The sequence below is a fragment of the Yaniella sp. genome (genome assembly GCF_030453185.1).
Lineage (GTDB): Bacteria > Actinomycetota > Actinomycetes > Actinomycetales > Micrococcaceae > Yaniella.
In genome coordinates this window covers 39,137-64,043 of record NZ_JAKDKW010000003.1, presented here as the reverse complement: position 1 = coordinate 64,043, position 24,907 = coordinate 39,137, and the positions used below count along the sequence as shown (strand labels likewise).

At 55.5% G+C, this 24,907-nt stretch carries 32 protein-coding genes; 4 read left to right on the top strand and 28 right to left on the bottom strand.

The window, feature by feature from the left end:
- The first annotated feature begins 159 nt into the window (after positions 1-159).
- The 3 genes from coaA to mscL are packed head-to-tail and all read left to right on the top strand — an operon-like array spanning position 160 to position 2,686.
- Entirely contained in the window at positions 160-1,131 is a 972-nt protein-coding gene (coaA, locus tag L0H14_RS01255) for a type I pantothenate kinase (RefSeq protein WP_301416326.1), read from the top strand.
- Between the two features lie 2 nt (positions 1,132-1,133).
- Positions 1,134-2,243, top strand: a complete 1,110-nt coding sequence (locus L0H14_RS01250) for a D-alanyl-D-alanine carboxypeptidase family protein (RefSeq protein WP_301416201.1) — start codon at positions 1,134-1,136, stop codon at positions 2,241-2,243.
- 59 nt (positions 2,244-2,302) lie between these two features.
- A complete protein-coding gene (gene mscL / locus L0H14_RS01245) occupies positions 2,303-2,686 on the top strand; it encodes a large conductance mechanosensitive channel protein MscL (RefSeq protein WP_301416203.1) in 384 nt (127 codons plus the stop codon).
- 81 nt (positions 2,687-2,767) lie between these two features.
- Here the strand turns inward: mscL and L0H14_RS01240 are convergent, their stop codons facing one another.
- The 7 genes from L0H14_RS01240 to rplM all read right to left on the bottom strand — a co-directional run bounded on the left by L0H14_RS01240 (position 2,768) and on the right by rplM (position 11,131).
- On the bottom strand, positions 2,768-3,055 hold the full coding sequence (locus L0H14_RS01240; RefSeq protein WP_301416205.1) for a hypothetical protein: 288 nt from the start codon (positions 3,053-3,055) through the stop codon (positions 2,768-2,770).
- Entirely contained in the window at positions 3,052-4,395 is a 1,344-nt protein-coding gene (gene glmM / locus L0H14_RS01235) for a phosphoglucosamine mutase (RefSeq protein ID WP_301416207.1), read from the bottom strand. The genes L0H14_RS01240 and glmM overlap by 4 nt, the downstream gene beginning before the upstream one ends.
- A gap of 486 nt (positions 4,396-4,881) precedes the next feature.
- Complete coding sequence (locus tag L0H14_RS01230) at positions 4,882-6,324, bottom strand: aldehyde dehydrogenase family protein (RefSeq protein WP_301416210.1); 1,443 nt, start codon at positions 6,322-6,324, stop codon at positions 4,882-4,884.
- 29 nt (positions 6,325-6,353) lie between these two features.
- Complete coding sequence (locus L0H14_RS01225) at positions 6,354-7,940, bottom strand: hydantoinase B/oxoprolinase family protein (protein WP_301416212.1); 1,587 nt, start codon at positions 7,938-7,940, stop codon at positions 6,354-6,356.
- A gap of 2 nt (positions 7,941-7,942) precedes the next feature.
- Positions 7,943-10,057 (bottom strand): hydantoinase/oxoprolinase family protein, encoded by a 2,115-nt coding sequence (locus tag L0H14_RS01220; protein WP_301421322.1) that lies wholly within the window; start codon positions 10,055-10,057, stop codon positions 7,943-7,945.
- 104 nt (positions 10,058-10,161) lie between these two features.
- On the bottom strand, positions 10,162-10,659 hold the full coding sequence (rpsI, locus tag L0H14_RS01215; RefSeq protein WP_301416215.1) for a 30S ribosomal protein S9: 498 nt from the start codon (positions 10,657-10,659) through the stop codon (positions 10,162-10,164).
- 28 nt (positions 10,660-10,687) lie between these two features.
- The gene (gene rplM, locus L0H14_RS01210; protein ID WP_301416217.1) at positions 10,688-11,131 is read right to left on the bottom strand and encodes a 50S ribosomal protein L13; all 444 of its coding nucleotides are present in this window, start codon (positions 11,129-11,131) and stop codon (positions 10,688-10,690) included.
- Positions 11,132-11,493: 362 nt separating this feature from the next.
- Between rplM and L0H14_RS01205 the strand changes: the two genes are divergently transcribed.
- Positions 11,494-12,396, top strand: a complete 903-nt coding sequence (locus L0H14_RS01205; RefSeq protein WP_301416219.1) for a LysR substrate-binding domain-containing protein — start codon at positions 11,494-11,496, stop codon at positions 12,394-12,396.
- Here the strand turns inward: L0H14_RS01205 and truA are convergent.
- The 21 genes from truA to rpmC all read right to left on the bottom strand — a co-directional run bounded on the left by truA (position 12,374) and on the right by rpmC (position 24,905).
- Complete coding sequence (gene truA, locus L0H14_RS01200) at positions 12,374-13,237, bottom strand: tRNA pseudouridine(38-40) synthase TruA (RefSeq protein ID WP_301416221.1); 864 nt, start codon at positions 13,235-13,237, stop codon at positions 12,374-12,376. The two genes, L0H14_RS01205 and truA, sit on opposite strands and share 23 nt — an antisense overlap.
- Positions 13,238-13,317: 80 nt before the next feature.
- Positions 13,318-13,836 carry a 50S ribosomal protein L17 gene (gene rplQ, locus L0H14_RS01195; protein ID WP_301416223.1) on the bottom strand — a complete coding sequence of 173 codons (519 nt, stop codon included), beginning with the start codon at positions 13,834-13,836 and terminating at the stop codon, positions 13,318-13,320.
- Positions 13,837-13,895: 59 nt separating this feature from the next.
- Positions 13,896-14,888 carry a DNA-directed RNA polymerase subunit alpha gene (locus L0H14_RS01190; RefSeq protein ID WP_301416225.1) on the bottom strand — a complete coding sequence of 331 codons (993 nt, stop codon included), beginning with the start codon at positions 14,886-14,888 and terminating at the stop codon, positions 13,896-13,898.
- Between the two features lie 138 nt (positions 14,889-15,026).
- The gene (gene rpsK / locus L0H14_RS01185) at positions 15,027-15,425 is read right to left on the bottom strand and encodes a 30S ribosomal protein S11 (protein WP_301416227.1); all 399 of its coding nucleotides are present in this window, start codon (positions 15,423-15,425) and stop codon (positions 15,027-15,029) included.
- A 57-nt stretch (positions 15,426-15,482) separates the two neighbouring features.
- Positions 15,483-15,851: a 30S ribosomal protein S13 gene (gene rpsM, locus L0H14_RS01180; RefSeq protein WP_301416229.1), complete on the bottom strand. Its 369-nt coding sequence runs from the start codon at positions 15,849-15,851 to the stop codon at positions 15,483-15,485.
- Between the two features lie 223 nt (positions 15,852-16,074).
- Positions 16,075-16,188, bottom strand: coding sequence for a 50S ribosomal protein L36 (gene rpmJ / locus L0H14_RS01175; protein WP_301416231.1), 114 nt, complete (start codon positions 16,186-16,188; stop codon positions 16,075-16,077).
- A gap of 38 nt (positions 16,189-16,226) precedes the next feature.
- On the bottom strand, positions 16,227-16,448 hold the full coding sequence (gene infA / locus L0H14_RS01170; protein ID WP_029629545.1) for a translation initiation factor IF-1: 222 nt from the start codon (positions 16,446-16,448) through the stop codon (positions 16,227-16,229).
- Between the two features lie 198 nt (positions 16,449-16,646).
- On the bottom strand, positions 16,647-17,471 hold the full coding sequence (map, locus tag L0H14_RS01165; RefSeq protein WP_301416234.1) for a type I methionyl aminopeptidase: 825 nt from the start codon (positions 17,469-17,471) through the stop codon (positions 16,647-16,649).
- 190 nt (positions 17,472-17,661) lie between these two features.
- Positions 17,662-18,279 (bottom strand): adenylate kinase, encoded by a 618-nt coding sequence (locus L0H14_RS01160; protein ID WP_301416237.1) that lies wholly within the window; start codon positions 18,277-18,279, stop codon positions 17,662-17,664.
- Between the two features lie 46 nt (positions 18,280-18,325).
- Positions 18,326-19,633 carry a preprotein translocase subunit SecY gene (gene secY, locus L0H14_RS01155; RefSeq protein ID WP_301416329.1) on the bottom strand — a complete coding sequence of 436 codons (1,308 nt, stop codon included), beginning with the start codon at positions 19,631-19,633 and terminating at the stop codon, positions 18,326-18,328.
- Positions 19,634-19,824: 191 nt separating this feature from the next.
- On the bottom strand, positions 19,825-20,286 hold the full coding sequence (gene rplO, locus L0H14_RS01150) for a 50S ribosomal protein L15 (protein ID WP_301416239.1): 462 nt from the start codon (positions 20,284-20,286) through the stop codon (positions 19,825-19,827).
- A gap of 2 nt (positions 20,287-20,288) precedes the next feature.
- Positions 20,289-20,510, bottom strand: a complete 222-nt coding sequence (rpmD, locus tag L0H14_RS01145; RefSeq protein ID WP_301416241.1) for a 50S ribosomal protein L30 — start codon at positions 20,508-20,510, stop codon at positions 20,289-20,291.
- 4 nt (positions 20,511-20,514) lie between these two features.
- Positions 20,515-21,243, bottom strand: a complete 729-nt coding sequence (gene rpsE, locus L0H14_RS01140) for a 30S ribosomal protein S5 (RefSeq protein WP_301416243.1) — start codon at positions 21,241-21,243, stop codon at positions 20,515-20,517.
- On the bottom strand, positions 21,240-21,614 hold the full coding sequence (gene rplR / locus L0H14_RS01135) for a 50S ribosomal protein L18 (RefSeq protein WP_301416245.1): 375 nt from the start codon (positions 21,612-21,614) through the stop codon (positions 21,240-21,242). Before rplR ends, rpsE begins: the two co-directional genes overlap by 4 nt.
- Positions 21,614-22,147, bottom strand: a complete 534-nt coding sequence (gene rplF, locus L0H14_RS01130; protein ID WP_301416247.1) for a 50S ribosomal protein L6 — start codon at positions 22,145-22,147, stop codon at positions 21,614-21,616. The genes rplR and rplF overlap by 1 nt, the downstream gene beginning before the upstream one ends.
- Positions 22,148-22,165: 18 nt before the next feature.
- Entirely contained in the window at positions 22,166-22,564 is a 399-nt protein-coding gene (gene rpsH, locus L0H14_RS01125; protein ID WP_301416249.1) for a 30S ribosomal protein S8, read from the bottom strand.
- A 73-nt stretch (positions 22,565-22,637) separates the two neighbouring features.
- Complete coding sequence (gene rplE / locus L0H14_RS01120; RefSeq protein WP_301416251.1) at positions 22,638-23,219, bottom strand: 50S ribosomal protein L5; 582 nt, start codon at positions 23,217-23,219, stop codon at positions 22,638-22,640.
- Complete coding sequence (rplX, locus tag L0H14_RS01115) at positions 23,219-23,560, bottom strand: 50S ribosomal protein L24 (protein ID WP_301416253.1); 342 nt, start codon at positions 23,558-23,560, stop codon at positions 23,219-23,221. Before rplX ends, rplE begins: the two co-directional genes overlap by 1 nt.
- Positions 23,561-23,563: 3 nt before the next feature.
- Complete coding sequence (rplN, locus tag L0H14_RS01110) at positions 23,564-23,932, bottom strand: 50S ribosomal protein L14 (RefSeq protein ID WP_022871376.1); 369 nt, start codon at positions 23,930-23,932, stop codon at positions 23,564-23,566.
- A gap of 398 nt (positions 23,933-24,330) precedes the next feature.
- Positions 24,331-24,615, bottom strand: coding sequence for a 30S ribosomal protein S17 (gene rpsQ / locus L0H14_RS01105; RefSeq protein WP_301416257.1), 285 nt, complete (start codon positions 24,613-24,615; stop codon positions 24,331-24,333).
- A gap of 17 nt (positions 24,616-24,632) precedes the next feature.
- On the bottom strand, positions 24,633-24,905 hold the full coding sequence (gene rpmC / locus L0H14_RS01100) for a 50S ribosomal protein L29 (protein WP_301416259.1): 273 nt from the start codon (positions 24,903-24,905) through the stop codon (positions 24,633-24,635).
- Positions 24,906-24,907: the final 2 nt, after the last annotated feature.

Sequence of the window (24,907 nt, the reverse complement as noted above, 5' to 3'; positions counted from 1 at the left end):
GGCAACAAGCCGATAGTGAAGCTGTTTATCAATAATTGCCCACTTCGCCGGCCTATGAGCGATAATGAATAGGTGAATTACCACATCAACGATGCGCCCTACCCTCAACAGGGTCCCTCAGAATCTCCGAATACCCCGGTGAGTCCTGTAACTGAGCCCATCTCGTTTGTGGGTTCACCACCGGTCGAACCACAACAGACGTATTCACCGTTCATCGAGCTCGACCGTTCTACATGGTCCAGGCTAGCGCATCAGCTCGAGCAACCCTTTGACCAATCTGACGTCGAACGACTCCGTGGGCTGGGCGACCGGCTGTCACTGACTGAAGTCGCAGAGGTCTACCTCCCACTTTCCCGGTTGTTGAGCATTTATGTTGACGGATCTGCCAGACTTCGGGAAGCGTCCAATGAGTTTCTGGGCGAAACAACCCGGCGTACCCCGTTTGTAATTGGTGTCGCCGGTTCCGTCGCCGTCGGAAAGTCCACGATCGCTCGTGTACTGCAAGAGATGCTGCGTCGCTGGCCCAATACCCCGCGGGTTGAGCTTGTGACCACCGATGGCTTCCTGTACCCCAATGCGGAATTACGTCGCCGCGGGCTCATGGAGCGAAAGGGGTTCCCCGAGTCTTTTGACCGTCGTCGTCTGCTACGTTTTGTTTCCGATGTGAAATCCGGTGTCCCAGAAGTACGCGCGCCGATGTACTCGCACCTGACCTACGACATTGTGCCGAATCAACAGATCGTGGTCCGCCGACCGGATGTACTGATCGTCGAGGGACTCAACGTTTTAGCCCCACCACGGGCCCGCTCTGATGGCACCTCAGGACTCTCGGTCTCGGATTTCTTCGATTACTCAATCTATGTGGATGCCAGCCACCGAGCGGTTCGCAATTGGTATGTTAACCGCTTCATGGAAATGCGATCCGGTGCATTCGCAGATCCAAACTCGTATTTCCACCGGTACGCAGCGCTCACCGATGACGAGGCTGTCGAAACAGCCACCGGTATTTGGGACCGCATCAACGGCCCCAACCTTGTGCAAAACGTCCTACCAACCCGCGGCCGAGCTAAGTTAGTATTAACAAAGAACGCCGACCACCATGTCAAGCGCGTGTTAATGAGGAAGATTTAGCAATGTTGCGCACCCCTAAGGTGACGTTTACCGCCACGGCGGTCACCCTGACGTGCCTCGCCGGAGCGCTCTATGCATCTCCTGTGGTCATTGCAGAAACCATGGGACGCGAAGTCACCGCCTATTCCCCCTTGGATCACAAGGCGTACACGCAGCATCGTGAGAATACGACGCTGCAGGACACGTCTGACGCCAGTACAGCCCGTCCTGAATCGTCCATGACCGAGGACGGAAGACAGGAAACCGTCGAAGCTGCCCTGGAATCCGAGTCAAGTGCAACGACTGGATCGACAGCATCTGAAAGTGTAGATACCGCGTCCGCAGCCAAGGACGCCAGCGACGACAAAACCACTGCTGAACCTTCCGAAACTTCTACCTCTCGTATCACCTCGGAAATCCCACAGACTGAGGTCACGCTTCCGGAATCGCAAGAAACTGATGGACCCAAACCGTCAGAATCTTCTCAGCAAGCCGAGGACTCGGGGGCTAAAAGTACAGCAGACCCCGACACGCTGGTACCCGAGGATGTGGATTCGCCAGATTCGATCACAGTCATCGTCAATAAACTTCGCGCACTGCCGGCGGACTATACGCCCGACGATCTTGTCGAACTCTCCTCCGATTTCACTGACGGGAACCAACAACTGCGTGAGGAAGCTGCTGAAGCCGCCGAAGATATGTTTGTTGCGGCTCAAGAAGATGATATTGAGTTACAGGCCATTTCTTCCTTCCGTTCCTATGACTACCAGCAACAGTTATACGACAGCTATCTAGAGCGATACGGCGACGATAATACGAACGGCATGTCCTCTCGCCCCGGCCATTCGGAACACCAAACCGGATTAGCCATGGATATTGACTCTCCCGACGGGCAGCACACACTCCAAACAAGCTTTGGGCAAACCGAGGCTGGTGAGTGGCTGGCGGAGCATGCGCACGAGTATGGTTTTGTCGTGCGTTATCCCGAAGACGGCCAGGACATCACCGGTTTTCAGTATGAACCGTGGCATCTTCGTTATTTCGGTGAACAATTTTCGACCCGAATTTACCATAATTCTGGGGTCGCCGAAGATGAATTTGGGCTTGACCCCGCGCCCGACTACGAAGATTAGGCCTTGACGTGAGGTGCGCCTCAGGGCAGTGGACGTTCGTCAGTTCTATACTGTGACCCATGTTTAAAGGATTTAGAGATTTTCTTACGCAAGGTAACGTCATGGACCTTGCCGTTGCAGTCATTATCGGTGCCGCGTTCACTCAGGTTGTCACAACGCTGACGGACTCGGTGCTCATGCCGTTCATCTCCGCACTGGTCGGATCGCCGAACTTCGATGATTTCGCCAAGATTACCCTCAACGGCAACGAACTTGCTTTCGGGGTCCTCCTCACGGCAATCGTGAATTTCTTGCTGATTGCGGCAGCCGTCTACTTCGCTATCGTGATGCCAATGAATAAACTCATTGAGATGCGTGGTAAACACGCTGAAGAAGAGCCAACTGAAGAGGTCGCACTGCTGACTGAGATTCGCGACGCTCTAGTACCCGGTACGAAACACTAAGACCCTTACCCACAGTTCTTGTACGACAAAGGCCGCCGAAGACTACTCTGAGTCTTCGGCGGCCTTCTAGCTTTATAGGGTCTAGAAATTCGGAATACAGGGCATCCAGTTATATTGCGGGTTCTCGCATTCTGGCAGAGCCATCAACCCAAAAGCTAGTCCAGCGGCGAGGAATCCAATGATTGTCAGAGTCGCAAAGACGAAGAGGCGGCGTAGCCGAAGATTCTGGGGAGGATCAGCCGAAACGTCGTGTGGGTCGTGACCCGCTAAAACATTTGCTTCGCGATGGAAATCGTCGACATCGCGCTCAAAGTAACCGTGCGTGCCGCGATCCTTCTCGAAGTGCTCTTCAGATTCTGGATGTGTCACAGTGGCAAGTTCTCAGAGACCACATCAGCCAAGTACTGAGCTTGTTGCTGGGCGGTGGCCTTATCGGCAGCTTCGACCATGACTCGGACAACGGGCTCAGTCCCCGACTGTCGCAACAAGACCCGTCCCGTTTCGCCCAGTTGGGCCTCAACGGCGACAACTTCTTGCTTCACCACCGCGTGGTCATCCACGGCGGCTTTGTCCACGTCTTTTACGTTAATCAACACCTGTGGCAAGCGTGTCATCACGGTCGCCAGTTCAGACAGCTTCTTCTTCGTTGCATTCATCCGAGCGGCTAGATGCAGGCCGGTAAGAATACCGTCTCCGGTGGTCGCCCACTGCGAGAAAATAATGTGGCCTGATTGTTCCCCACCCAGCGAGGCCTGCTCGGCGGCCATCGCTTCTAATACGTACCGGTCCCCCACCTTTGTCTCGACCACGTGAATGTTGTGCTGCTGCATGGCCAATTTCAGGCCAAGGTTACTCATCACGGTCACCACCAGGGTGTCGTCTTTGAGCACGCCCTGATCTTTGAGTGCGACGGCCATAATCGCCATGATCTGGTCACCGTCAATGATGGTGCCCTTGTGATCGACCGCCAGGAACCGATCGGCGTCGCCATCAAGCGCCACACCGAGATCTGCACCGCGCTCCAGCACCGCAGCCTGGAGATTCTCCATATGGGTAGAGCCGTAATGCTGGTTGATGTTCAACCCATCCGGGTCAGCACCGATCACAACCACTTCGGCTCCGGCCTGTGTGAACACTTCTGGTGCCACCCCGGAGCCAGCGCCGTGCGCGGCATCAATGACGATTTTCATGCCGTCCAAACGGTTTGGCATCGACTTCAGCAAATGCAATGCGTAACGATCTTCCGCATCGGAAAAACGTCGTACGCGACCAACTTCTGCACCGATCGGCCGACGCGGCTCGTGCTCCATTTGCTCCAGGATGCGATCCTCTTGAGCGTCGGTGAGCTTCTCGCCTCCGCGCGATAAGAATTTGATTCCGTTATCTGGTGCGGGGTTGTGCGATGCAGAGATCATCACGCCGAAGTCGGCATGGATGTCGTCCACAAGATACGCGGCAGCAGGCGTTGGCAATACCCCTGCATCAAACACGTCGACCCCGGATGACGCTAACCCGGCTGAGACGGCAGCGTTGATAAATTCCGACGAGATTCGTGGGTCACGAGCAACAACGGCTTTGGGTCGGCGACTGACAGAGTCTTCATGACCAAGGACCTCCGCGGCTGCCTGAGAGAGTTTCGTTGCAAGTTCAACGGTGATTTTCTCGTTGGCTACGCCTCGAACACCGTCGGTACCAAATAATTTAGACATTGTTTTCAATTCTGTGTGACCTGCAGACCTGCACGGAGTTGTGACGCCCAGGAGTCGCACTGCATATTATGGGACTAGTGGAAGGCTTCTGCCGCAACATTTGCCATACTCGCTTGATACGATTACCGGCCCACCTATGAGCAGTTCTGGCCGGCACCCTCATGATCTTTCCATTCCAGAGTATGGCAAAGCGTTGAGTGCGTGCCGTATTGTCTCGCGGCATGCCTGAAATTTGTCGTTGGTTTGGACCACGATCCAGAGGGCCTTTTCGGCATCGAACTACGGGAATGTGGCAATGTTCGCCTGGATAATGAGGTGCACCAAGTACAAGAGAAGACGAACGGTCAGGGTCAGATCTTTTGAGTTCGTGATCGACCACGTAGCCGTCATGCTTCATCATGACTCAGTCTCCTTCCTGTCACAGCGACTAGATTCTCACATTTTAGCGGTTTCTGGGAGCTGCCGGAGGTTTTGCGTCGTGTGGGCCTAGTCCAGGGGGTCGTTCCGATACCATCGGGCTTGGGCCAGATCCCGGCCCGGGTTATATCCGCCGGTAAGGAGTCTACGCACCGCCCAATTCGCCCAGAAGGGCGCCGGGTGCTTCACCAGTTTTAAGGTGTCCGGTTTGAGCGGTTTGTCTAATACGGCGCGTTCGTGGCTGAAGGTTCGTAGGGACCACACTCCGTGGTACCTCCCGTGACCCGAGCTACCAACCCCACCAAAAGGCATATGTGGTGTAGCCAGGTGCATCAGCGGAACATTGATCCCGATACCGGCGGCAGTAACTCGTGGCCGTACATGGTCTTTGACCGCTTCTGACTGGGTAAACAAGTAGAACGCCAACGGGTTCTCGCGTTTAGCCATCCGGTCAATGGCGTCGTCGGCACCGTTGACGGCGATGACTGGCAGCACAGGACCAAAGAGCTCTCGGGACATCAGCGCATCGTCTTCTCCCACATCGGTCACAATGGTGGGTTCGAAATAGCGTTTCGTGGGGTTGCTATTCCCGCCGTAGACCACATCTCCGGTTGTCTCAGCGAGGAGATCCGCTAGAGATTCGGTGTGGTCGGAGGTAATCATGCGTGGATAACTGCGATTCGTAGCATGGTCTTTGCCAAATTGCCGCCGGAGTTCCTTTGTCATAGCTGTCACGAGATCAGCTGCTATCGAGTCATGGACGTAAATGTGATTCGGTGCCACGCAGGTTTGTCCGGCATTGAGGTATTTGCCCCACACCAGTCGTGAAGCTGCCGTGGCAAGATCTGCATCGTGGTGTACGTAGGCCGGTGACTGCCCTCCCAGTTCGAGCGTGTATTCGATCAGCCGTTCCGCACAGGCCGAGGCGATGATCGAGCCGACCTTGGGTGACCCGGTGAAAAACACGTAGTCGGGCTGGGCATCAAGCATTTCGTGCACGACGTCAGGGCCACCGGTAACCACGCGGACCGCATGGGGATCCAGATAATAGGGGATTAATTCCTGGAGCACGGTTTCCATGGCGCTACCAACCTCAGACGGTTTGAGAACAACGGTGTTGCCCGTCGCCACGGCACCCGCTAGTGGGGATAAACCCAACATCACCGGATAGTTCCACGGTGCGATAATCAGAACCGTACCGCGTGGTTCGTGTTCGATCATCGATTTTGCCGGCCACAGCGCCAGCGGCGTGCGAACGCGTTGGGGTTTGGCCCACTGCGCGGTATGTTTACGGAGCCAACGAATTTCAGTCAATACCTGCCCAATTTCGGACACCCAGGACTCAAACGCGTTCTTGCCTAAGTCTTGGGCCAGAGCCGCCTCAAGGATTGGGCCATTTTCTTCGAGCAGTTGTTGTAGGGCGGCAAGCTGGCTCAGACGCCATGCGACACTGCGTGTGCGGCCGCTCGAATAAACCTGTTTGACTTCGGCGATTGTTGCTGCGGCAGTCATGTGCCACCTTTCATCGTGTTGTTATCAGGTTACTGTTGTTGACCGTAGCCACCGCCACCGGCGGTTTGAATCGTAATCCCCTCACCGGAGCGAACATCGAAGCGGGTCATGGACTCACGAGTTTCATCCCCATCGTTGCCATGCCGGATCACCTCGCCCGGCTGACCTGCACTACCGCCGGCCAGCCCCCAAGGCAAGGTTGTTACGCGTGACGTTCCAGCAACCACCTGGGCGGTACCTCGGGTCAGCGTCAAACGACGTAGGAGCCCATCTCCACCGGAATACTCTCCGGTCCCGCCGGTCTGTTCGACGATGCGATAGGCCTCAACACGTAATGGGTATTCCCGTTCGATCACTTCGCACGGCGTATTTCTGGTGTTGGTCATATGCGTGTGAACCGCCGAGGCGCCGTCTTGATCAGGCATCGCCCCTTGGCCGCCACCATATGTTTCAACGTAGGAAAAATACTGGCCCGTGACATGGTCGAATCCACCGATGGTCATGATCGACATGGAACCAGAAGAAGCTGCCGGCACGTGTTCAGGCGCGAACTGCTGAAACGCACCCAACAGGGCATCCACGATCCGCTGTGAGGTTTGAATATTACCATTAGAGACGGGGGCTGGGAATGTGGCGGCCACCAGGGAGCCTTCCCGAGTTGTCACCTCAATGGGTTGCATCAGTCCTGCATTGGACGGCAGAGATGAGTCTGTCAGGAGTTTGATGACGTAGGCGACGCATCCTTCGGTGACCGCCCACGAACAGTTCACGGCTCCGGCGACCTGGTCGGTAGTCTCAGAAAAGTCCACGGTCAGGCGGTCCCCGGCAACTTCTACCGTGGCCGTAATGGCCAGTGGGTTCTCCTGATTGCCGTCATGTTCCAGATAATCCGTGAATGTTCCGGTCCCATCGGGCAGTTGCTCAATAGCTGAGCGGGTACGACGGGCCGCGTACTCCACCAATGCTGTAGCTGAGACGTCAAAACGCTGGCTCCCCCATTCTTCGAGCAGTTCGTGAAGACGACGTTCCCCTAACCGGTTGGCCGCGACCTGTGCCATGATGTCACCGCGGGTTTTGTCCTGGGTACGAATATTCGTCAAGACGACGGCTAAGAGCTCATCGCGAAGCTCACCCGCAGCAAAGAGCTTCACCGGAGGAATGCGGAGGCCTTCTTGAAAAATTTCGGTGGCGTGGGTAGCCATGGATCCGGGTGTAATGCCCCCGACGTCAACATGGTGGGCCATATTGGCCACGACCGCTACTAGCGTCTCCTGCCAGAAGACCGGGGTAATGACGCACATATCGGGCAGGTGTGATCCGCCCAGGTAAGGATTATTGGTCAGCAGGACATCACCGTCCACTAAATGTTCTGTGCCATAGGAGGCCAGCGCATTTTTAATCAGTGTGGGCATGAGTCCCAAGTGCAGTGGGATGTGTTCTGCCTGTGAGATGAGCATACCGTCTGGACCATAGATGCCCGCCGAACAGTCACGTCGGTCTTTAATATTTGGTGAGTAGCTGGTTTGAATGAGTGCGGTGCCGACTTCCTCAGAGATTGATTCCAGACGGTTTCGCGCGATTTCCAGTTCGACCGGGTTCAGTGTTGCGTCACGCATAATCACTCCTGTTCCGTTGCCTGGCGTATGTGCAGGAAGTCGTAGGTGTCGTTCTCGGCCATCTGGTCCGGACGCAGATAGATGGTTGAGTCGAACTGTTCGATGACCGCTGGGCCGGCGATCACGGTCTTGGCCCCGAACGTGGCGCGATCGTATATGGGCACATCCCGCCACGCACCGTCGATGTAAACGTCCCGGTGGCTGCTGGGGGTGACATCAGCAGTGATCGATGCCACCGATTCCAGGGCGCCGTGTTCAAGCTGTTGGGTGACCACGAGTCGGGCCACCACAATTTCCATCAGTGCATCGGGATCAGCGAAGCCATAGTTCTGTTCATGCATGTCTTCAAAGATTGCCCGCTGTCGTTCCCAATCAGCATCAAATTCAACGGTGAGTTCATAGGACTGGCCAATGTATCGGGCATCCACCAGCAAGTCATAGTTGGTTTCAGCCTGCGGATCATCTAACTGCTCGGCCGCACGAGCGCGCATCGTCTCAAATATCTGCTGCAATTTTTCCAAGGCCGCACCCGTCTTCGCCTCGACACTGGTGGCGTAATCGTGGCGGATAGGAGCGTCCAGCATACCGACCGCCGAAGCGATACCTGGTCGCGGTGGGATCACCGCCGATTGCATGCCCAGTTCCTGTGCTAAATCGGCAGCATGAAGGGGCCCAGCACCACCGAAAGCCATCAGGTCACAGGTTCGCAGGTCAATGCCACGTTCGACCGATACCTTGCGGATACCGCGCGACATCGTTGCGGTAATCACTCGCAAGATGCCTTCGGCCGTATCTTCGGCGGAGAGCCCGATGGTTTCTCCCCATGCGACCATCGCATTTCGTGCCGCAGCGGCGTCGAGTTGAAATTCTCCACCTAGGAGTTCATGCCCGAGCCGTCCGAGCACCACGTGCGCATCAGTGACCGTTGGTGCTTTGCCACCGCGTTGGTAACTAATGGGGCCCGGTTCAGCGCCAGCCGAGTGGGGTCCAACTCGCAGGCCTCCGCCGGGATCCAGCCATGCAATAGATCCGCCACCCGCACCAATCGTATGAACATCTACGGCCGGGAGTTTCAGCGGTAGTCCGGCAATCTCGGAAGCCAGGGTTTCATCGGGTACGCCATCTCGGATCAAGGCGATGTCGGTGGAGGTGCCGCCAATATCGAAGGACACGGTGCGCTGCAGACCCAAGTGTTGGGACCAATTCGCGGCACCTACCACTCCCCCGGCGAGTCCAGACAGTACCGTCCGTGCAGGGTGGTCCGCCGCGTCGCTGGGACTTAGTAGACCACCAGAGGATTGCATCATCCGCCAGCTGGTCTTCATGCCCGCCGCGGTGAGACCTTGTTCGAGCCGTTGGATATACCCGGTAATTTTGGGTGAGACATACGCGTTGATCGCTGCTGTTGAGCTGCGCTCGTATTCGCGCATTTCAGCGGAGATACTGGTGGCCGCCACGACCTGTGAGGCAACCCCGGCATCTTGGACGACGGCTACGGCCCGTTGTTCGTGTTCTGGATTCACATAGGCGTTGAGGAAGGAAACCACGATGACGTCGAGTTCGAGTGTGGCTAACGGTTTAACTGTTTCGGCTAGGGAGACTTCGTCGAGATCAACCAATACTGCACCATCGGCGTCCATGCGCTGTGATGCCTCAACGATGGCCTCTTTGGGAATCAGCGGTTCAGGCCTACGCTTGTGCTGGTCATAGATTGCGGGCCGGGACTGATGGGCGATGGCGAGCACGTCTCGAAAACCCCGGGTGGTGACCATACCGACGCGGGCACCGTCCCGAGTGATCACGGTGTTAGTAGCCACCGTGCTGCCGTGGACGAAGCGAGTGAGTTCTCCCGGTGAGCGACCGACACGTTCCAGGGCGCCCTCGACTCCTGCGATCACCGCGTCATCCGGGGCGGTCGGTGTTGAGGGGAGTTTCCACACGGACATCTGGCCGTCTTCACCTCGCACGGCCACATCGGTGAATGTCCCACCGGTATCGACTGCCATGTGGAGTTGGCCATCGGTTTGGCTCATCATCTTCGCGTCACGCCCCTTAGCCGGATACAGTTCTGTTCTGCTGTTCTTCCGATGGTATCGTGACGGGCGTCTGGGTGACATGGCCTGTTCTCGCTAAGGACGACCGGAACGCCCATGCGGCCGCTGTGTTAAACAAAACATCCGCCAACATAACGCTGGCGGATGTTTTGAGAACTGTTGGCGAATTAACGCTTCGAGTATTGCGGAGCCTTACGGGCCTTCTTGAGGCCGGCTTTCTTCCGCTCTACCGCGCGAGCATCGCGAGTGAGGAAGCCTGCTTTTTTCAGCGGTCCACGGTTATTTTCGCGATCAATCTCGTTGAGCGCACGTGCAACGCCGAGGCGTACGGCACCGGCTTGGCCGGATGGTCCGCCACCGTGCACGAGAGCGACGACGTCGTATGCGCCGGTCAGCTCAAGAACACGGAATGGGTCGTTGACTTCCTGCTGGTGCAGTTTGTTCGGGAAGTAAGTGTCGAGGTCGCGACCATTGATTTTCCATGAACCGGTACCTGGGATCAGGCGGACACGGGCGATGGCGCGCTTGCGACGACCAACAGCCTGACCCGACTGGGTCAGTGGTGGTCGTTCGGTCACTTCTTCGGTGACGGGGGTATTGGCAGATTCCGAGGTGTAGCTGGTCAGCTCCTGGTCCTCAGTGATCTCATTGACGTTTTCAGTCATGGGTTCTCCTTGAACTTAGAGTGCGACCCTACTGGGCAACCTGATCGATAACGAATTCTTTGGGCTGCTGTGCAGCATGTGGGTGTTCTGTGCCTTCATAGACCTTCAGTTTCTTAAAGATTTGGTCAGCAAGGCGGTTAGATGGCAGCATACCTTTGATTGCCTTCTCAACAGCGTGAACTGGGTTTTTCTCCAGCAGTTCAACATACGAGGTTGAGGTGAGGCCACCCGGGTAACCGGAGTGACGGTAAGCCTGCTTCTTTTCGAGCTTGGCGCCAGTCAAAGCAACTTTTTCAGCATTGACAATGATGACGAAATCGCCCATGTCCATGTGAGGTGCAAAAGTGGGCTTGTGTTTGCCGCGCAGCAGCGTTGCCACCTGGCTGGCAAGACGTCCAAGCACCACATCGGTGGCGTCAATGACGTGCCATTGACGATCAACGTCGTCTGGCGTTGGTGTAAACGTACGCACTATGTATTAGCCTTCGTGTGTCGGTGTTCGGTCAGCGAAGGGTCGCGTGGTCGTGAGAAGCAACGACGCGGTATCGCTGTTAAGTTGACGGTGCATCTCCGGTACACCAGGTGAGGGCTGGCGTGATGCCGGGTCCGATCTTCCCGGTGCTGCAACGACCCTTCGACAATGCAACTGTGTCGGGTCCTGCTGCGCTTGCGTTCCGGGAGGACACGCACAACAGCTACCCATAATACTACGGAACGCCTAGCATCGCAAAACGATTACGGTAAGTCATGGATTTTGCCACCCACCGGTTCATACTTTTCTGGGCTAGAGTTATTTTTGGTCGCTCCTCGTGGTACCGACCAGAAGGATACATCGTGGAATTACGCCAACTGGAATACTTCATGGCCGTTGCAGAAGAACTGCATTTCGGCCGAGCAGCAGCTCGCCTCCATATTTCCCAGCCCCCACTGACCGTACACATTAAACGGCTCGAAGAGGAACTGGGCGTCTCACTATTTCATCGCACCTCACGGCGTGTGTCACTCACTTCTGAAGGCGGCCGTTTCCGCGATCTCATTCGTCCGATATTGCAGGACCTCGACGAGGCCGTTGAGGATATCCGCGAAATCAAAGCTGGCCGACGTGGTCGAGTACGCGTTGGCTTCGTTTCGTCTGCTAGCTATGAACTTGTTCCGGCAGGTGTGCGCGATGTTCGGCTTCAACATCCAGGCATCCAACTGGACCTCCATCCCATGGCCACCGGTGAACAGGTTGAAGCACTCTTAGAAAATCGGTTAGACATCGGCATCATGCGGGACGCCCCGCTTCAAGCCGGCCTGAAGTTCACCACCCTACTAACCGAGCAGATGGTTGCAGTCCTGCCTGCTAGCGATGCACTCGCGACTCGGCCAGAAATCGCCCCAGAGGATCTCATAGAGATGCCGCTGGTTTTGTTCCCATACCAGTCCATGCCGGGCTACGTCACCAACATTATGGAGATCTTCCACCCGCTGGGGCATTCACCGCGCATCGTACAGCGGGCAATCAATCAAGAGAATGTGATGGGTTTGGTAGCCGCGGGTGTTGGCGCATCTATCCTGCCGGCTTCTTTCTCGTCTTTTTCGATCCCCGGTGTGGTGACGAAGCCAATTTCAACGCATCCGACCTCCCGCTTGGAGCTGGTGACCGATCAGCAACAAGACACCGCCAATACCGCTGCGGTAGTTTCGGTGATCACCGATGCCGCTCAGCGGATCAGTCGCAAGACACACACGTAGGATCACGCCGGGCCCGGGTCTGTTGAGCCCGGTCCCCCACCTGGTCATCCCTGGGGTAAAAGACTTCGTCCAGGATCAATCCGTGTGCCGGCGCGATCATCATATGCGAGTCCCGCACCGGGCTTGTAAGGCGATCCCGTAGCCAACCAGGTGGTCGTGTCCCATCCCCCACCTGCAGAAGCGCTCCAACCAGCGCCCGGACCATGTGGTGGCAAAATGCGTCAGCCGCTAACCACACCGCAATGACCTCGTCTGTGATTTCCAGATCGAATCTGTGGAGGGTTCGGACCGTTGTCGCACCGGGGCGTGGCTTGCAGAAGGACCCAAAATCGTACAACCCGCTGACGTGTTCAATCTCAGCGGCCATCGCATCAACATCCAGTCGTCTACGGTGCTGATATGTGAAGTGCCTGGTCAAGGGGTTCGGTGCGCCATTGCTGATGCGATACGTATATTGCCTGGACAGCGGCGAAAATCTTGCGTCGAAACCGCTGGGTGCTATTTGGGCTTTCAGGACGCGGATTGCACCCGCCTCACGGGCCAGGACTCCGTTGAGTTTTGAAACCAGGGCTTCTTGGGGCAAGCGCGATGCGCGGTTGCCCGAAAGTTTCTGCCACCGCCGCTGATCTACCTCACAGTGTATGACTTGATTGGCTGCGTGGACGCCCGCGTCGGTGCGTCCTGCCACGGTGACTGAGATCGGTTGCCGGAAGATGGTGGATAGGCCGGTCTCGACAGCTTCTTGGACGGTGGGCAGGCCCGGTTGAGTTGCCCACCCGTGGTACGGGGTGCCGTCGTAGGCCAGGTCTATCCGAATGCGGTGGGTGGTGTTGTCGTGCATAGTTTTCATGGTAGTCGGGTTAAATGATTCCGGCCCCACACCGTGTGGTGCAGGGCCGGAATGCTACGCGTAGCTACGACTTATTTGTCGTCCTCTTCGGCCTTTTCGGCTGATTCGGTGACTTCTTGAGTCTCTACGGTTTCTTCAGCTGTTTCGGCTGGTGCTTCGTCTGCAGCATGTCCGGCTACGCCTTCAGCTTCGCTGACGACGGCCTGCTTTGGTGAGACGGGCTCCATGACCAATTCGATGACTGCCATAGGGGCGTTGTCACCGGCGCGGTTGCCGATCTTGGTGATGCGGGTGTAGCCGCCTTCACGGTTTGTCATGGCTGGGCCAATGACGGTGAACAGTTCGTGCACCACAGATTTGTTGGTGCGCGAGTTCCCGGCGATGAGGCCCTGCACTTTACGACGAGCGGTCAGGTCACCCTGTTTTGCAAAGTTGACGAGACGCTCAGCGTGTGGCTGGAGGCGCTTGGCCTTGGTTAGCGTGGTCTTAATGGACTTGTGCTCGAAGAGGCTCACCGACAGGTTAGCCAGCATGTGACGCTGGTGTGACGGTCCGCCACCCAGGCGCGGTCCTTTTGTTGGGGTTGGCATGAATACTCCTTGTATGATCTTCGGCTGCTACAGCCGAAGTATCAGTGGTTCAAATTGACTTACAGTCCGTACTCGTCCGACTCCTGGGAGTCAAAAGGCGAGTCGAAGCTGCCAGGGCCGCCGTCTTTGAGGGACAGGCCCAGACCTACGAGCTTTTCCTTGACTTCATCAATGGATTTAGCTCCGAAGTTTCGGATATCCATGAGGTCTGTTTCGGAACGCGCGACGAGTTCGCCCACGGTGTTAATGCCTTCACGTTTGAGGCAGTTATAAGACCGTACTGTGAGTTCTAGGTCTTCTACAGGTAGTGCAAGGTCTGCTGCAACGGTTGTGTCGACCGGCGATGGGCCAACCTCGATGCCTTCGGCTTCGACGTTGAGTTCGCGGGCGAGCCCGAAGAGCTCCACCAGTGTTGAACCAGCCGAAGCCAGGGCATCGCGTGGTGCCATGGAAGGTTTGGTTTCAACGTCGATGGTCAGCTTGTCGAAGTCGGTGCGCTGCTCCACACGGGTGGCATCGACTTTGAAGGTGACAACCATGACTGGTGAGTAGATCGAGTCAACCGGGATGCGGCCGATCTCGGCGTCTGGTGATTTGTTCTGTGCAGCGGTGACATACCCACGGCCTCGCTCGATGGTGAGTTCCATATCGAACTTACCTTTTTCGTTGAGGGTGGCGATGTGCTGGTCCGGGTTGTGGACCTCTACACCTGCCGGTGGGGTGATATCGGCTGCAGTGACAACACCTGGACCCTGCTTGCGCAGGTAAGCAACTACTGGTTCGTCGTGGTGGGATGACACAGAGATTTGCTTGACGTTCAAGATGACTTCGGTGACGTCTTCTTTTACACCCTGAATGGTGGTGAACTCGTGCAGTACCTGGTCAATACGTACCGAGGTGACAGAAGCACCTGGGATCGATGACAACAGTGTACGACGCAGTGAGTTACCAAGGGTGTAGCCGAAGCCCGGCTCCAGTGGTTCGATGACGAACCGGGAACGGGTTTCCGAAACGGGTTCTTCAGTCAACGTGGGGCGCTGTGCAATGAGCACTGACATTTCCTTTCGGCACGCTATCCGCCATTTGATGCGCGCAGTTGGGGGAAACGATGGAAATTAGTTTCTTAGGGTTTTCCACAACCGTTGTAGAACATGGCTGTCCCACAACGGTTGTGGGGTGCTCAAAAAGCCTTAGACGCGACGACGCTTGGCCGGGCGTGCACCGTTGTGTGCAACCGGGGTGACGTCTTGAATGGAGCCAACTTCCAGGCCGGCAGCCTGCAATGAACGGATCGCGGTTTCGCGTCCAGAACCTGGCCCTTTGACGAAGACGTCTACTTTGCGCATGCCGTGTTCTTGGGCGCGCTTAGCAGCATGTTCAGCCGCGGTTTGAGCAGCAAACGGGGTAGATTTACGGGAACCTTTGAACCCCATCTCTCCGGCTGATGCCCAGGAGATCACAGCACCGGTGGTATCGGTGATGGAAACGATGGTGTTGTTGAAGGTTGATTTAATGTGGGCTTCGCCCTGACTTATGTTCTTCTTGGAGCGACGTCCCTTACGAGGGGCCGCACCGCGTGCCTTTGCCATAGAATGCTCTCCTACAAAAAGCTTGGTTTATCAAATACTGAGTGGGACGGGAAGTCGTTACTTCTTGCGTCCAGCAACAGTCTTCTTCGGGCCCTTACGGGTACGTGCGTTATTTTTGGTGCGCTGTCCGCGGACTGGCAAACCACGACGGTGGCGCAGGCCCTGGTAGGAACCAATTTCAACTTTGCGACGAATGTCTGCTGCAACTTCACGGCGAAGATCGCCTTCGACCTGAAGGTTGCCCTCAATGTAGTCGCGCAGCTTCACCATTTCGTCATCCGAAAGATCTTTGACGCGGGTATTTGCGTCAATGCCGGTCTCGTCCAAAACCTGGACTGCGCGGCTGTTGCCAACACCGTAAATGTAGGTGAGAGCGATGACGACACGCTTTTCACGTGGAATATCAACGCCTGCTAGACGTGCCATATGGCCGTTCTCCTGTTCTTTATGACAAAGGTCTTCACCAACACGTCCTTACCCGGAAATTCAACGTGCTGCGAAGAACTGTGGTGGATATGAAGAACTCGACACATCCATACACAGTTCCCATCAGCGGGTAAGTCTTCGGCCTTTGTCTTGTCCGAAGGTTGAGTTTTGCACTCTGTGTTGCTGCGGCCCGGTACTGGGCCAATGTCTTACGCGTTAGGGCTTAGCCCTGACGCTGTTTGTGGCGTGGGTTAGAGCAGATCACCATGACGTGGCCATGGCGGCGAATGACCTTGCAGGCTTCGCAGATCCGCTTCACGCTTGGCTGAACCTTCACAGGGTTCCTCCTTGAGCGTTCCAGAGGTGGATAGTTATTTATTTATAGCGGTAGACAATACGGCCTCGTTCAAGGTCGTATGGGCTAAGTTCAACCACCACACGGTCTTCAGGCAGAATGCGAATATAGTGCTGACGCATTTTGCCCGATATGGTGGCAAGTACGACGTGGTCGTTATCTAACCGAACCCGGAACATTGCGTTCGGCAATGCCTCAGAAACGGTTCCTTCAACTTCAATGACGCCTTCTTTTTTAGCCATGTCCTCCACAATCTGTTGTCTTCGGCTATCCAACTAGATCGCACGGCGATAGAGTCGAAAGCAAAAGCATGAGTGTATGCGCTGACTTCGGCCTCGACCGGAGATTATCGGGCGCACCAACAATCTTAAAGGCAGAAACAGCCAAGATACTATGTTAGCGCATCTTTGCAAACAAAGCCAAATAGTGTTGACAGTGACTTATTTTTGTGGGATTGGGACCGGCACGACACCGAAACGTTCGAGCTGGGCTGCTCCCCCATCAGGTGAAGTGATAACCCAAATGCCCTCTTTATGGCGAGCGACCGAGTGCTCCCATTGTGATGCATTAGCACCGTCAACGGTCACAACGGTCCAGTCGTCACTCAGAGTCTTGGTAGCGATATCGCCGCGAACCAGCATTGGTTCAATGGCTAATACCATGCCTGCTTTAATCCTTGGTCCTCGCATGCCTGACCGGTAGTTGAAAACATCGGGTGCCTGATGCATAGCTGACCCGATACCGTGTCCAACGTAATCTTCGAGGATCCCGAGGTGGTCACCGTCTTGACCACGAACGTAGTCTTCGATCGCATTACCAATTTCACCCACGTGTTTTGCTGTGGCATAGGCCGCGATACCGGCCCACATAGCATCCTCGGTAATCGCAGATAACCGTTGATCCTCTGGTGTCACATCGCCCACAAAAACCGTGCGCGCTGAATCCGAGTGCCAGCCATCAATGATGGCCCCAGCATCCACGGAGATGATGTCGCCATCCTGCAGGACACTATCCCCTGGAATGCCATGGACCACTTCGTCGTTGACCGATGCACAAATGGTCGCGGGAAAACCGTAGTAGCCTAAAAAGTTCGATGTGGCGCCATTATCAGCCAATACTTTGCGAAAAACCTGGTCGAGGTCGTTAGTGGTTGCGCCTGGTTTGGCAGCAGCTACGACGGCGTCTAGACCCTGGTGCAAGATGAGGCCAGCCTCATGCATCTTAGCCATTTGGGCGTTGGTTTTGAGTTCGATCTGACGTGACATATGTGGTGATACCCCTTGCAACCCGTAGGTCACGCCGACTCTGAGGTGGGCTGCGACCAGCGATATTGAACAGTTTTCCAGCGTAGCGTGTCGGCGGGCTCTAGGACCAGTTTCTAGAAAGTGTTCTTCCTTCGGCCAACGAAAAACCGACCCACTTTTCGTGGATCGGTTTTTCAAACGCTCTAGTTATCTATTTTTCGTTGCGCGGCTTGACGGCTGGCAGTGTGCCGGTGCGTGCGCGAATATTGTAGATGGTCTGCAGTAGACGTTCGGTGATGTCGTCGATCGCACCGGTTCCGTCAACGCGTCCTACAATGCCCAGTTCAAGGTAGGCCTCAATAAGATCCGAGGTCTCTTGATGGTAGAGCTCAAGACGACGTTTGATGACTTCTTCGGTATCATCCGAGCGTCCTTCGGTTTCAGCGCGCGCCAAGAGTCGTTCGACGATTTCCTCATCCGGAACTTCAAGCACGAGCACGGCGGTGAGGATTTCACCTTGATTTTGCAGCATTTCGGACAGTGCTTCCACCTGGCCCGATGTGCGTGGGTAACCGTCCAGGAGAAACCCGTGGGCGACGTCGCTCTGGTTGAGCCGGTCTGCAACCATACGGTTGGTCACATCGTCCGGTACGAAGTTTCCGGAATCGATGTAGGACTTAGCTTCTCTGCCGAGCTCAGTGAGCTCTTTGACGTTATAACGGAAAATGTCTCCGGTGGAGATAGCCGGGATGGCCATCTTGTCGGCAATACGCACTGCCTGGGTGCCCTTACCCGACCCCGGAGGGCCCATGATGAGCAAACGAGTCATATTTTGTCCTGTCCTTGCTAGGGAAACGTGTGGTTCTGGAAACAGCTTACCGGAGCAAACCTTCGTAATGGCGCTGTTCCATCTGTGCGTCGATCTGCTTGATGGTGTTCAATGCGACACCAACCATAATGAGAATAGATGTACCGCCGAACGGGAAGTTCTCATCGGCACCGATCAGTACGAACGCGATCAGCGGGAGCATAGCGATCATGCCCAGGTACAGGGCACCGACGAAAGTCACCCGTGAGATCACGTATTCGAGATACTGCACGGTTGGGCGACCCGCACGCACGCCTGGAATGAACCCGCCCTGGCGTTTCATATTGTCAGACACGTCCTGCGGGTTGAAGGTAATCGTCACGTAGAAGTACGTGAAGCAAATGGTCATCAAGAAGAACGTGGCCATATAGACCGGATGTGATCCACTACCGAAGTACTGCTGCATGAAGACAACCCATCCGGCTGGCTCCGAACCATCAGTTGGCATATTGAACTGGATCAGAATCTGCGGCAGCATCAAAATCGAGGACGCGAAGATCACCGGGATGACCCCGGCCATGTTGACCTTGATTGGGATGTAGGTAGTCGTTGAGCCTACGGTTCGTCGCCCAATCTGTCGGCGCGCATATTGTACGGGGACGCGACGCTGTGAATCTTCCACGAAGACGATCAGCATCATTACCGCAATACCAATAACCATGACCAGTGCGAACGTGCGCCAGCCCTGAGTCTGCCAGATAGCGCCGAGGCCGGCAGGGAAACCAGCTGCGATGGATACGAAGATCATCAATGACATACCGTTACCAACACCGCGCTCGGTGATCTGTTCACCCATCCACATAATGACTATGGCGCCCATAGCCAGCGTCATCACAAGCAGCAGGGTGGCCCAGATGCCATCGCTGTTCAGCAAGGACTGGTTACAGTTCAACAGTGCACCGGAACGAGCCAAGGTGGCGATAGTGGTTGCGTTGAGCAGAGCTAGCCCAACCGTCAGGTACCGCGTGTACTGGGTAAGACGAGCTTGACCCTCTGGGCCTTCTTTTTGAAGACGCTCAAAGGCTGGAATGACCACGCGCAACAGCTGCGTGATGATGGCTGCGGTGATGTACGGCATGATACCGAGCGCGAAGATGGAGACTTGGAGTAGAGCACCACCTGAGAACATGTTCACAAACGAGTACAGGCCCCCGGAGGTATCCCCCTGGGCCAGACACATCTGGACGTTACCGTAGTCGACACTGGGCGCTGGAATGAATACACCAATGCGGTAGATGGTGATAATACCAAGTGTAAACAGGATCTTGGTCCGCAGATCTGGGGTCTTTAAAACCCTGGCTATCGCGCTGAACAAGTGTCCTCCTGAAAGTAGTGCTGAGCGCACTTTGATGGATCCGGTCATCACCAGATCGTCCGTACACACTCGTGCCTATTCTAAGCACGAGTAGAATTCTAACGTTAAAACCTACGGCCCTCGACCTATGACGAGACTCGTCAGAGATCGAGGGCCGCGGAGTGATAGCACTGCCATCTTACTGGACAGTGTTATGCAGTGGTTGTTGTGCCTCCGGCAGCAGCGATTTTATCGACTGCTGACTTGGAGAACGCATCAGCGGTAACATTGACGGCTACCGAGATGTCGCCCGTGCCCAACACCTTGACGGGCTGGTTCTTGCGAACCAAGCCTTTTTCCACGAGAGCGTCAACGGTAACGTCGCCGCCTTCTGGGAAGGCTTCGGTCAGCTTCGCCAGGTTTACAACCTGGAAGGTGACCTTCGCTGGGTTACGGAAGCCACGCAGTTTCGGAAGGCGCATGTGCAGCGGTAGCTGTCCACCTTCGAAGCCTGCTGGCACGGTGTTACGAGCACGCGTACCTTTGGTACCGCGGGTCGCGGTCTTGCCGCCCTTACCCGATTCACCACGACCATAGCGCAGCTTGGACTTGTTAGAGCCTTTTGCTGGGCGTAGGTCGTGAAGTTTGATGGCGTCTTGTTGTTCTTCAGCCATTACTAGACCTCCTCGACCTTTACCAGGTGGGACACGGCGTTGACCATGCCCACGGTGACGGCGTCGGCCGAGCGGGTAACGGAATTACCGATACCTTTGAGACCGAGTGACCGTAGGGTTTCACGATGCTGTGGTTTACGACCAATTGCCGAGCGCACCTGAGTGATGGTCAGGCTCGCTGCGGATGGCGAAATGTTTTTCGGTGTCGAATCGAAGTTAGACATATTCCTATGCACCTGCCTTCTGCTCGGCACGCTTTGCGCGATCTTCAGCGATGGTCCGCAGCATGAACGCTGGCGCAACTTCATCAACTGGCAGTCCGCGACGAGCTGCGACCTCTTCTGGGCCTTCAAGCTGACGCAGGGCTTCGACAGTTGCACGCACAATGTTGATGGCGTTTGCCGAGCCCATGGATTTGGACAGGACATCGTTGATGCCGGCTGCTTCAAGCACAGCACGCACTGGACCACCGGCGATAACACCGGTACCTGGTGAGGCTGGACGCAAGAGTACAACACCGGCGGCATCCTCGCCCTGTGACAGGTGAGGGATGGTGGTGCCAACCATGGGGACGCGGAAGAAGTTCTTCTTCGCTTCTTCTACACCCTTAGCAATGGCTGCTGGTACTTCTTTTGCTTTACCGTAGCCAACGCCAACCATGCCATCGCCATCGCCTACAACGACGAGTGCGGTAAACGCGAAACGACGTCCGCCCTTGACCACTTTGGCAACACGGTTGATCTGTACAACACGTTCGAGGAACTGGTCGCGGTTGTCATCGCGACCACCTTTACGTGATCCACGGTCGCCGCGGTCGGAGCGTTGGCCCCGGCCTGAACGGCCACCGCGCTCTTGGCGCTCGACGCTCTGGCTTTCAGAGCCTGATGAGGTTTCCGATACAGACTCTTGAGTTGTTTCGGTCACCTTAGTGTCCTTTTCGTTATTTGCTTCGGTCACAGCTGCAGTCCACCTTCCCGTGCGCCGTCAGCAACAGCGGCTATACGACCGTGGTATTTGTGACCTGCGCGGTCAAAGACCACCTGAGTCACGCCAGCGTCGTCAGCACGCTGAGCGATGATTTCGCCTACTTTGCGGGCTTTTTCCGTTTTCTCGGCATCCTGTGCACGCAGGTCAGCTTCCATAGTGGAGGCTGAAACCAGGGTGACACCGGCTTCGTCGTCGATGACTTGAGCAAAGATGTGACGGGCCGAACGGTTTACTACCAGACGCGGGCGTACCGCGGTGCCGTGGATCCGTTTGCGAACACGAGAGTGACGGCGACGGCGGGCAGCGCTTTTGCCTTTGCCTTTGATACTGACAGTTGACATTACTTACCTGCCTTTCCGGCCTTGCGGCGGATGGTCTCACCCTCGTAGCGAATACCCTTGGCCTTATAAGGTTCGGTAATACGCAATTTACGGATGTTGGCGGCTGTTTCGCCGACCAGTTGTTTATCGATGCCTGAGACAGTCACTGTGTTGCCCTCAATGGCAAATGTGATGCCTTCTGGGGCCGCGACGTCGATGCTGTGCGAGAAGCCCAGCTGCATTTCGAGGTCGTTGCCCTTGGCTACTACGCGGTAACCGGTACCGTGCAATTCCAATTTCTTGGAGTAGCCATCGGTGACACCGACGATCATGTTGCTGATCAGGGTGCGAGTCAGGCCGTGGAGTGAGCGAGATTCGCGTTCCTCATCTGGGCGCATGACTGTGATGATATTTTCTTCAAGCTTGGCTTCAATCGGGCCGTCTATAGACATTCCCAGCTCACCTTTGGGTCCTTTTACAGACACATCGGAGCCGTTGATTGCAACTTCAACGCCGGAAGGTACGGTGATCGGAAGCTTTCCAATACGTGACATTGTTTTCCTTCCTTTCCGTTACCAGACGTAGGCGAGGACTTCCCCACCTACACCTTTGGAAGCTGCTTGACGGTCGGTCAGCAGGCCTGACGAGGTCGACAGGATGGCGATGCCCAATCCGCCCAGCACGTGTGGCAGGTTGTTGGATTTGGCGTAAACGCGCAAGCCTGGTTTAGAGATGCGGCGTAGACCAGCAATGGAACGCTGACGCTGTGGACCGAATTTCAGGTCCATGACGAGGTTTTTACCTACGCGTGCGTCTTCTTCTTTCCAGCTGGTGATGTAGCCTTCGTTTTTCAAGATCTCGGCAACACCGGTCTTCAGTTTTGAAGACGGCATGGTCACGACATCGTGATGCGCCGAGTTGGCGTTGCGCAGACGAGTTAACATGTCTGCGACGGGGTCGGTCATACTCATATGTGGCTTTAGCCTTTTCTCGTTGTGGTTTCCTGAGTCGGTACACCGAAACAGGACCTATAACGTAGTTGGATTACTGGTCTGCCTTGAACGGGAAGCCCAGAGCACGCAGCAGCGCGCGGCCTTCTTCGTCGTTTTTTGCGGACGTCACGACGGTGATATCCATACCGCGCACGCGATCGATTTTGTCTTGATCGATTTCGTGGAACACGGACTGTTCGGACAGACCGAAGGTGTAGTTGCCGTTGCCATCGAACTGGCGTGGGCTCAGGCCTCGGAAGTCACGAATACGTGGCAATGCGAAGGTAACCAGACGGTCCAGGAACTCCCACATACGGTCGCCACGCAAGGTGACGTGCGTGCCAATTGGCATTCCTTCGCGCAGTTTGAACTGTGCAATGGACTTCTTGGCGCGGGTTACCTGCGGTTTCTGACCGGAGATCTGTGTCAGGTCTGCGATCGCACCGTTGATGACTTTAGAGTCACGTGCGGCTTCACCGACACCCATATTGACCACGATCTTTACCAGACCTGGGATCTGCATTACGTTCGAGTATTCAAACTCATTTTGCAGTGCGGGCTTAATTTCGTCCCGGTACTTGGTCTTCAGACGAGGCGTGACTTTCGGGGCTGCGTTTTCAGATACCTGGGTCATTACAGCTCCTTTCCAGAGGCCTTGGCAAAACGGACCTTTACGGTCTTGGTTTCGCCATCTTCTTCGACTTCTTCAAAACGGTAACCAACGCGAGTAGGTTTTTCGGTTTCAGGGTCAACGACAGCAACGTTGGAGATGTGCATGGTAGCTTCTTGAACTACGAGCCCACCTTCAGTTGAGCCATCGGGGCCCTGACCAGCGCGTACGTGTTTGGTAACACGGTTGACGCCTTCTACCAGTACACGTTCTTCTTTAGGAAGTACGCGCAGGACTTTGCCCTGTTTGCCGCGATCTTTACCTGAAATAACCTGTACGAGATCATCTTTTTTGATCTTAGCCATGGGTTAAATCACCTCCGGTGCCAGCGAAACGATACGCATGAACTGCTTGTCACGTAGCTCACGGGCCACAGGGCCGAAGATACGAGTTCCGCGCGGTTCGTTATCCTGACGAAGGATGACGGCTGCGTTTTCGTCGAATTTGATGTAGGAGCCATCTGGACGGCGCACTGATTTCTTAGCACGCACGACAACTGCCTTGACGACGTCGCCCTTTTTGACGGCACCGCCTGGAATGGCGTCTTTTACGGTAGCGACAATAACGTCGCCGATTGATGCATAGCGGCGTCCAGAGCCACCGAGGACACGGATGGTGAGAATTTCCTTCGCACCGGTGTTGTCGGCAACCTTGAGCCGCGATTCTTGTTGAATCACTTGCTTACTCCTGCTTGTCTCGCTGGTTCTCGTCCCTCGGTTGGGCCGAGCCTTGCGGAACGGTCATGGAAATAGTCTTGCTGTGCTTACCCCCGACTAGGTGAGACGTATGTGGCCGACTTACGCACAGAGGTAGGTCGTCACACAGTGCTTTTGAGCCGGGGCCGAGGCACGTTTGTGCAAGATGTTGCGCTTACTTTTCGTCAGATGCCCGGTGGATGGCCGAGCTATGAAAAGGGCACAGCTACAACAGCTTACCCTAATGCTCACAGTTTTGAAAAATCGTTCCGAGACGACCTTGCAGCCGTGGGCAAGTTCTACAATGTCTTGTTAAACAATTCATCCGTACCAGCTAGCTGGTACGGATGAATTATACGTATTTTACGTGAGCGTATCGCTTACTTGGCGCGTTCGACGATTTCCGTCAGACGCCAATTTTTCGATTTCGACAGCGGACGGGTCTCAGCAAGACGAACACTATCGCCGATACCGGCGGTGTTTTCTTCGTCGTGTGCTTTAACTCGTTTGGTCCGACGCATGATTTTGCCGTACAGAGCGTGCTGTTTGAAGTATTCGATTTCGACGACGATGGTTTTTTCCATCTTGTCGGAAACGACTACCCCTCGCAAAGTTTTGCGATAGTTACGATCTGGTGCGGCTGCGGTGTCAACAGACTCAGTCACTGTGTTTCCTCCTCAGCCTACTTGCGGCTTTTCTTTTTGTCTTTGATGTCTTCTTCGCTGGCTTCGATCTCTTCGCGGATACCAAGTTCGCGTTCGCGCAGCACAGTCATTACACGTGCAATGTCGCGTTTGACGACTTTGATGCGACCGGTATTTTCAATCTGACCGGTTGCCGCTTGGAAGCGCAGGTTGAATAACTCGGCTTTAGCTTTGTCGAGTTCTTCGCGCAGACGTGCGTTATCGAAACCGTCCAAAGCATCTGTGGATAGTTCAGGTGTACCCAGTGCCATGT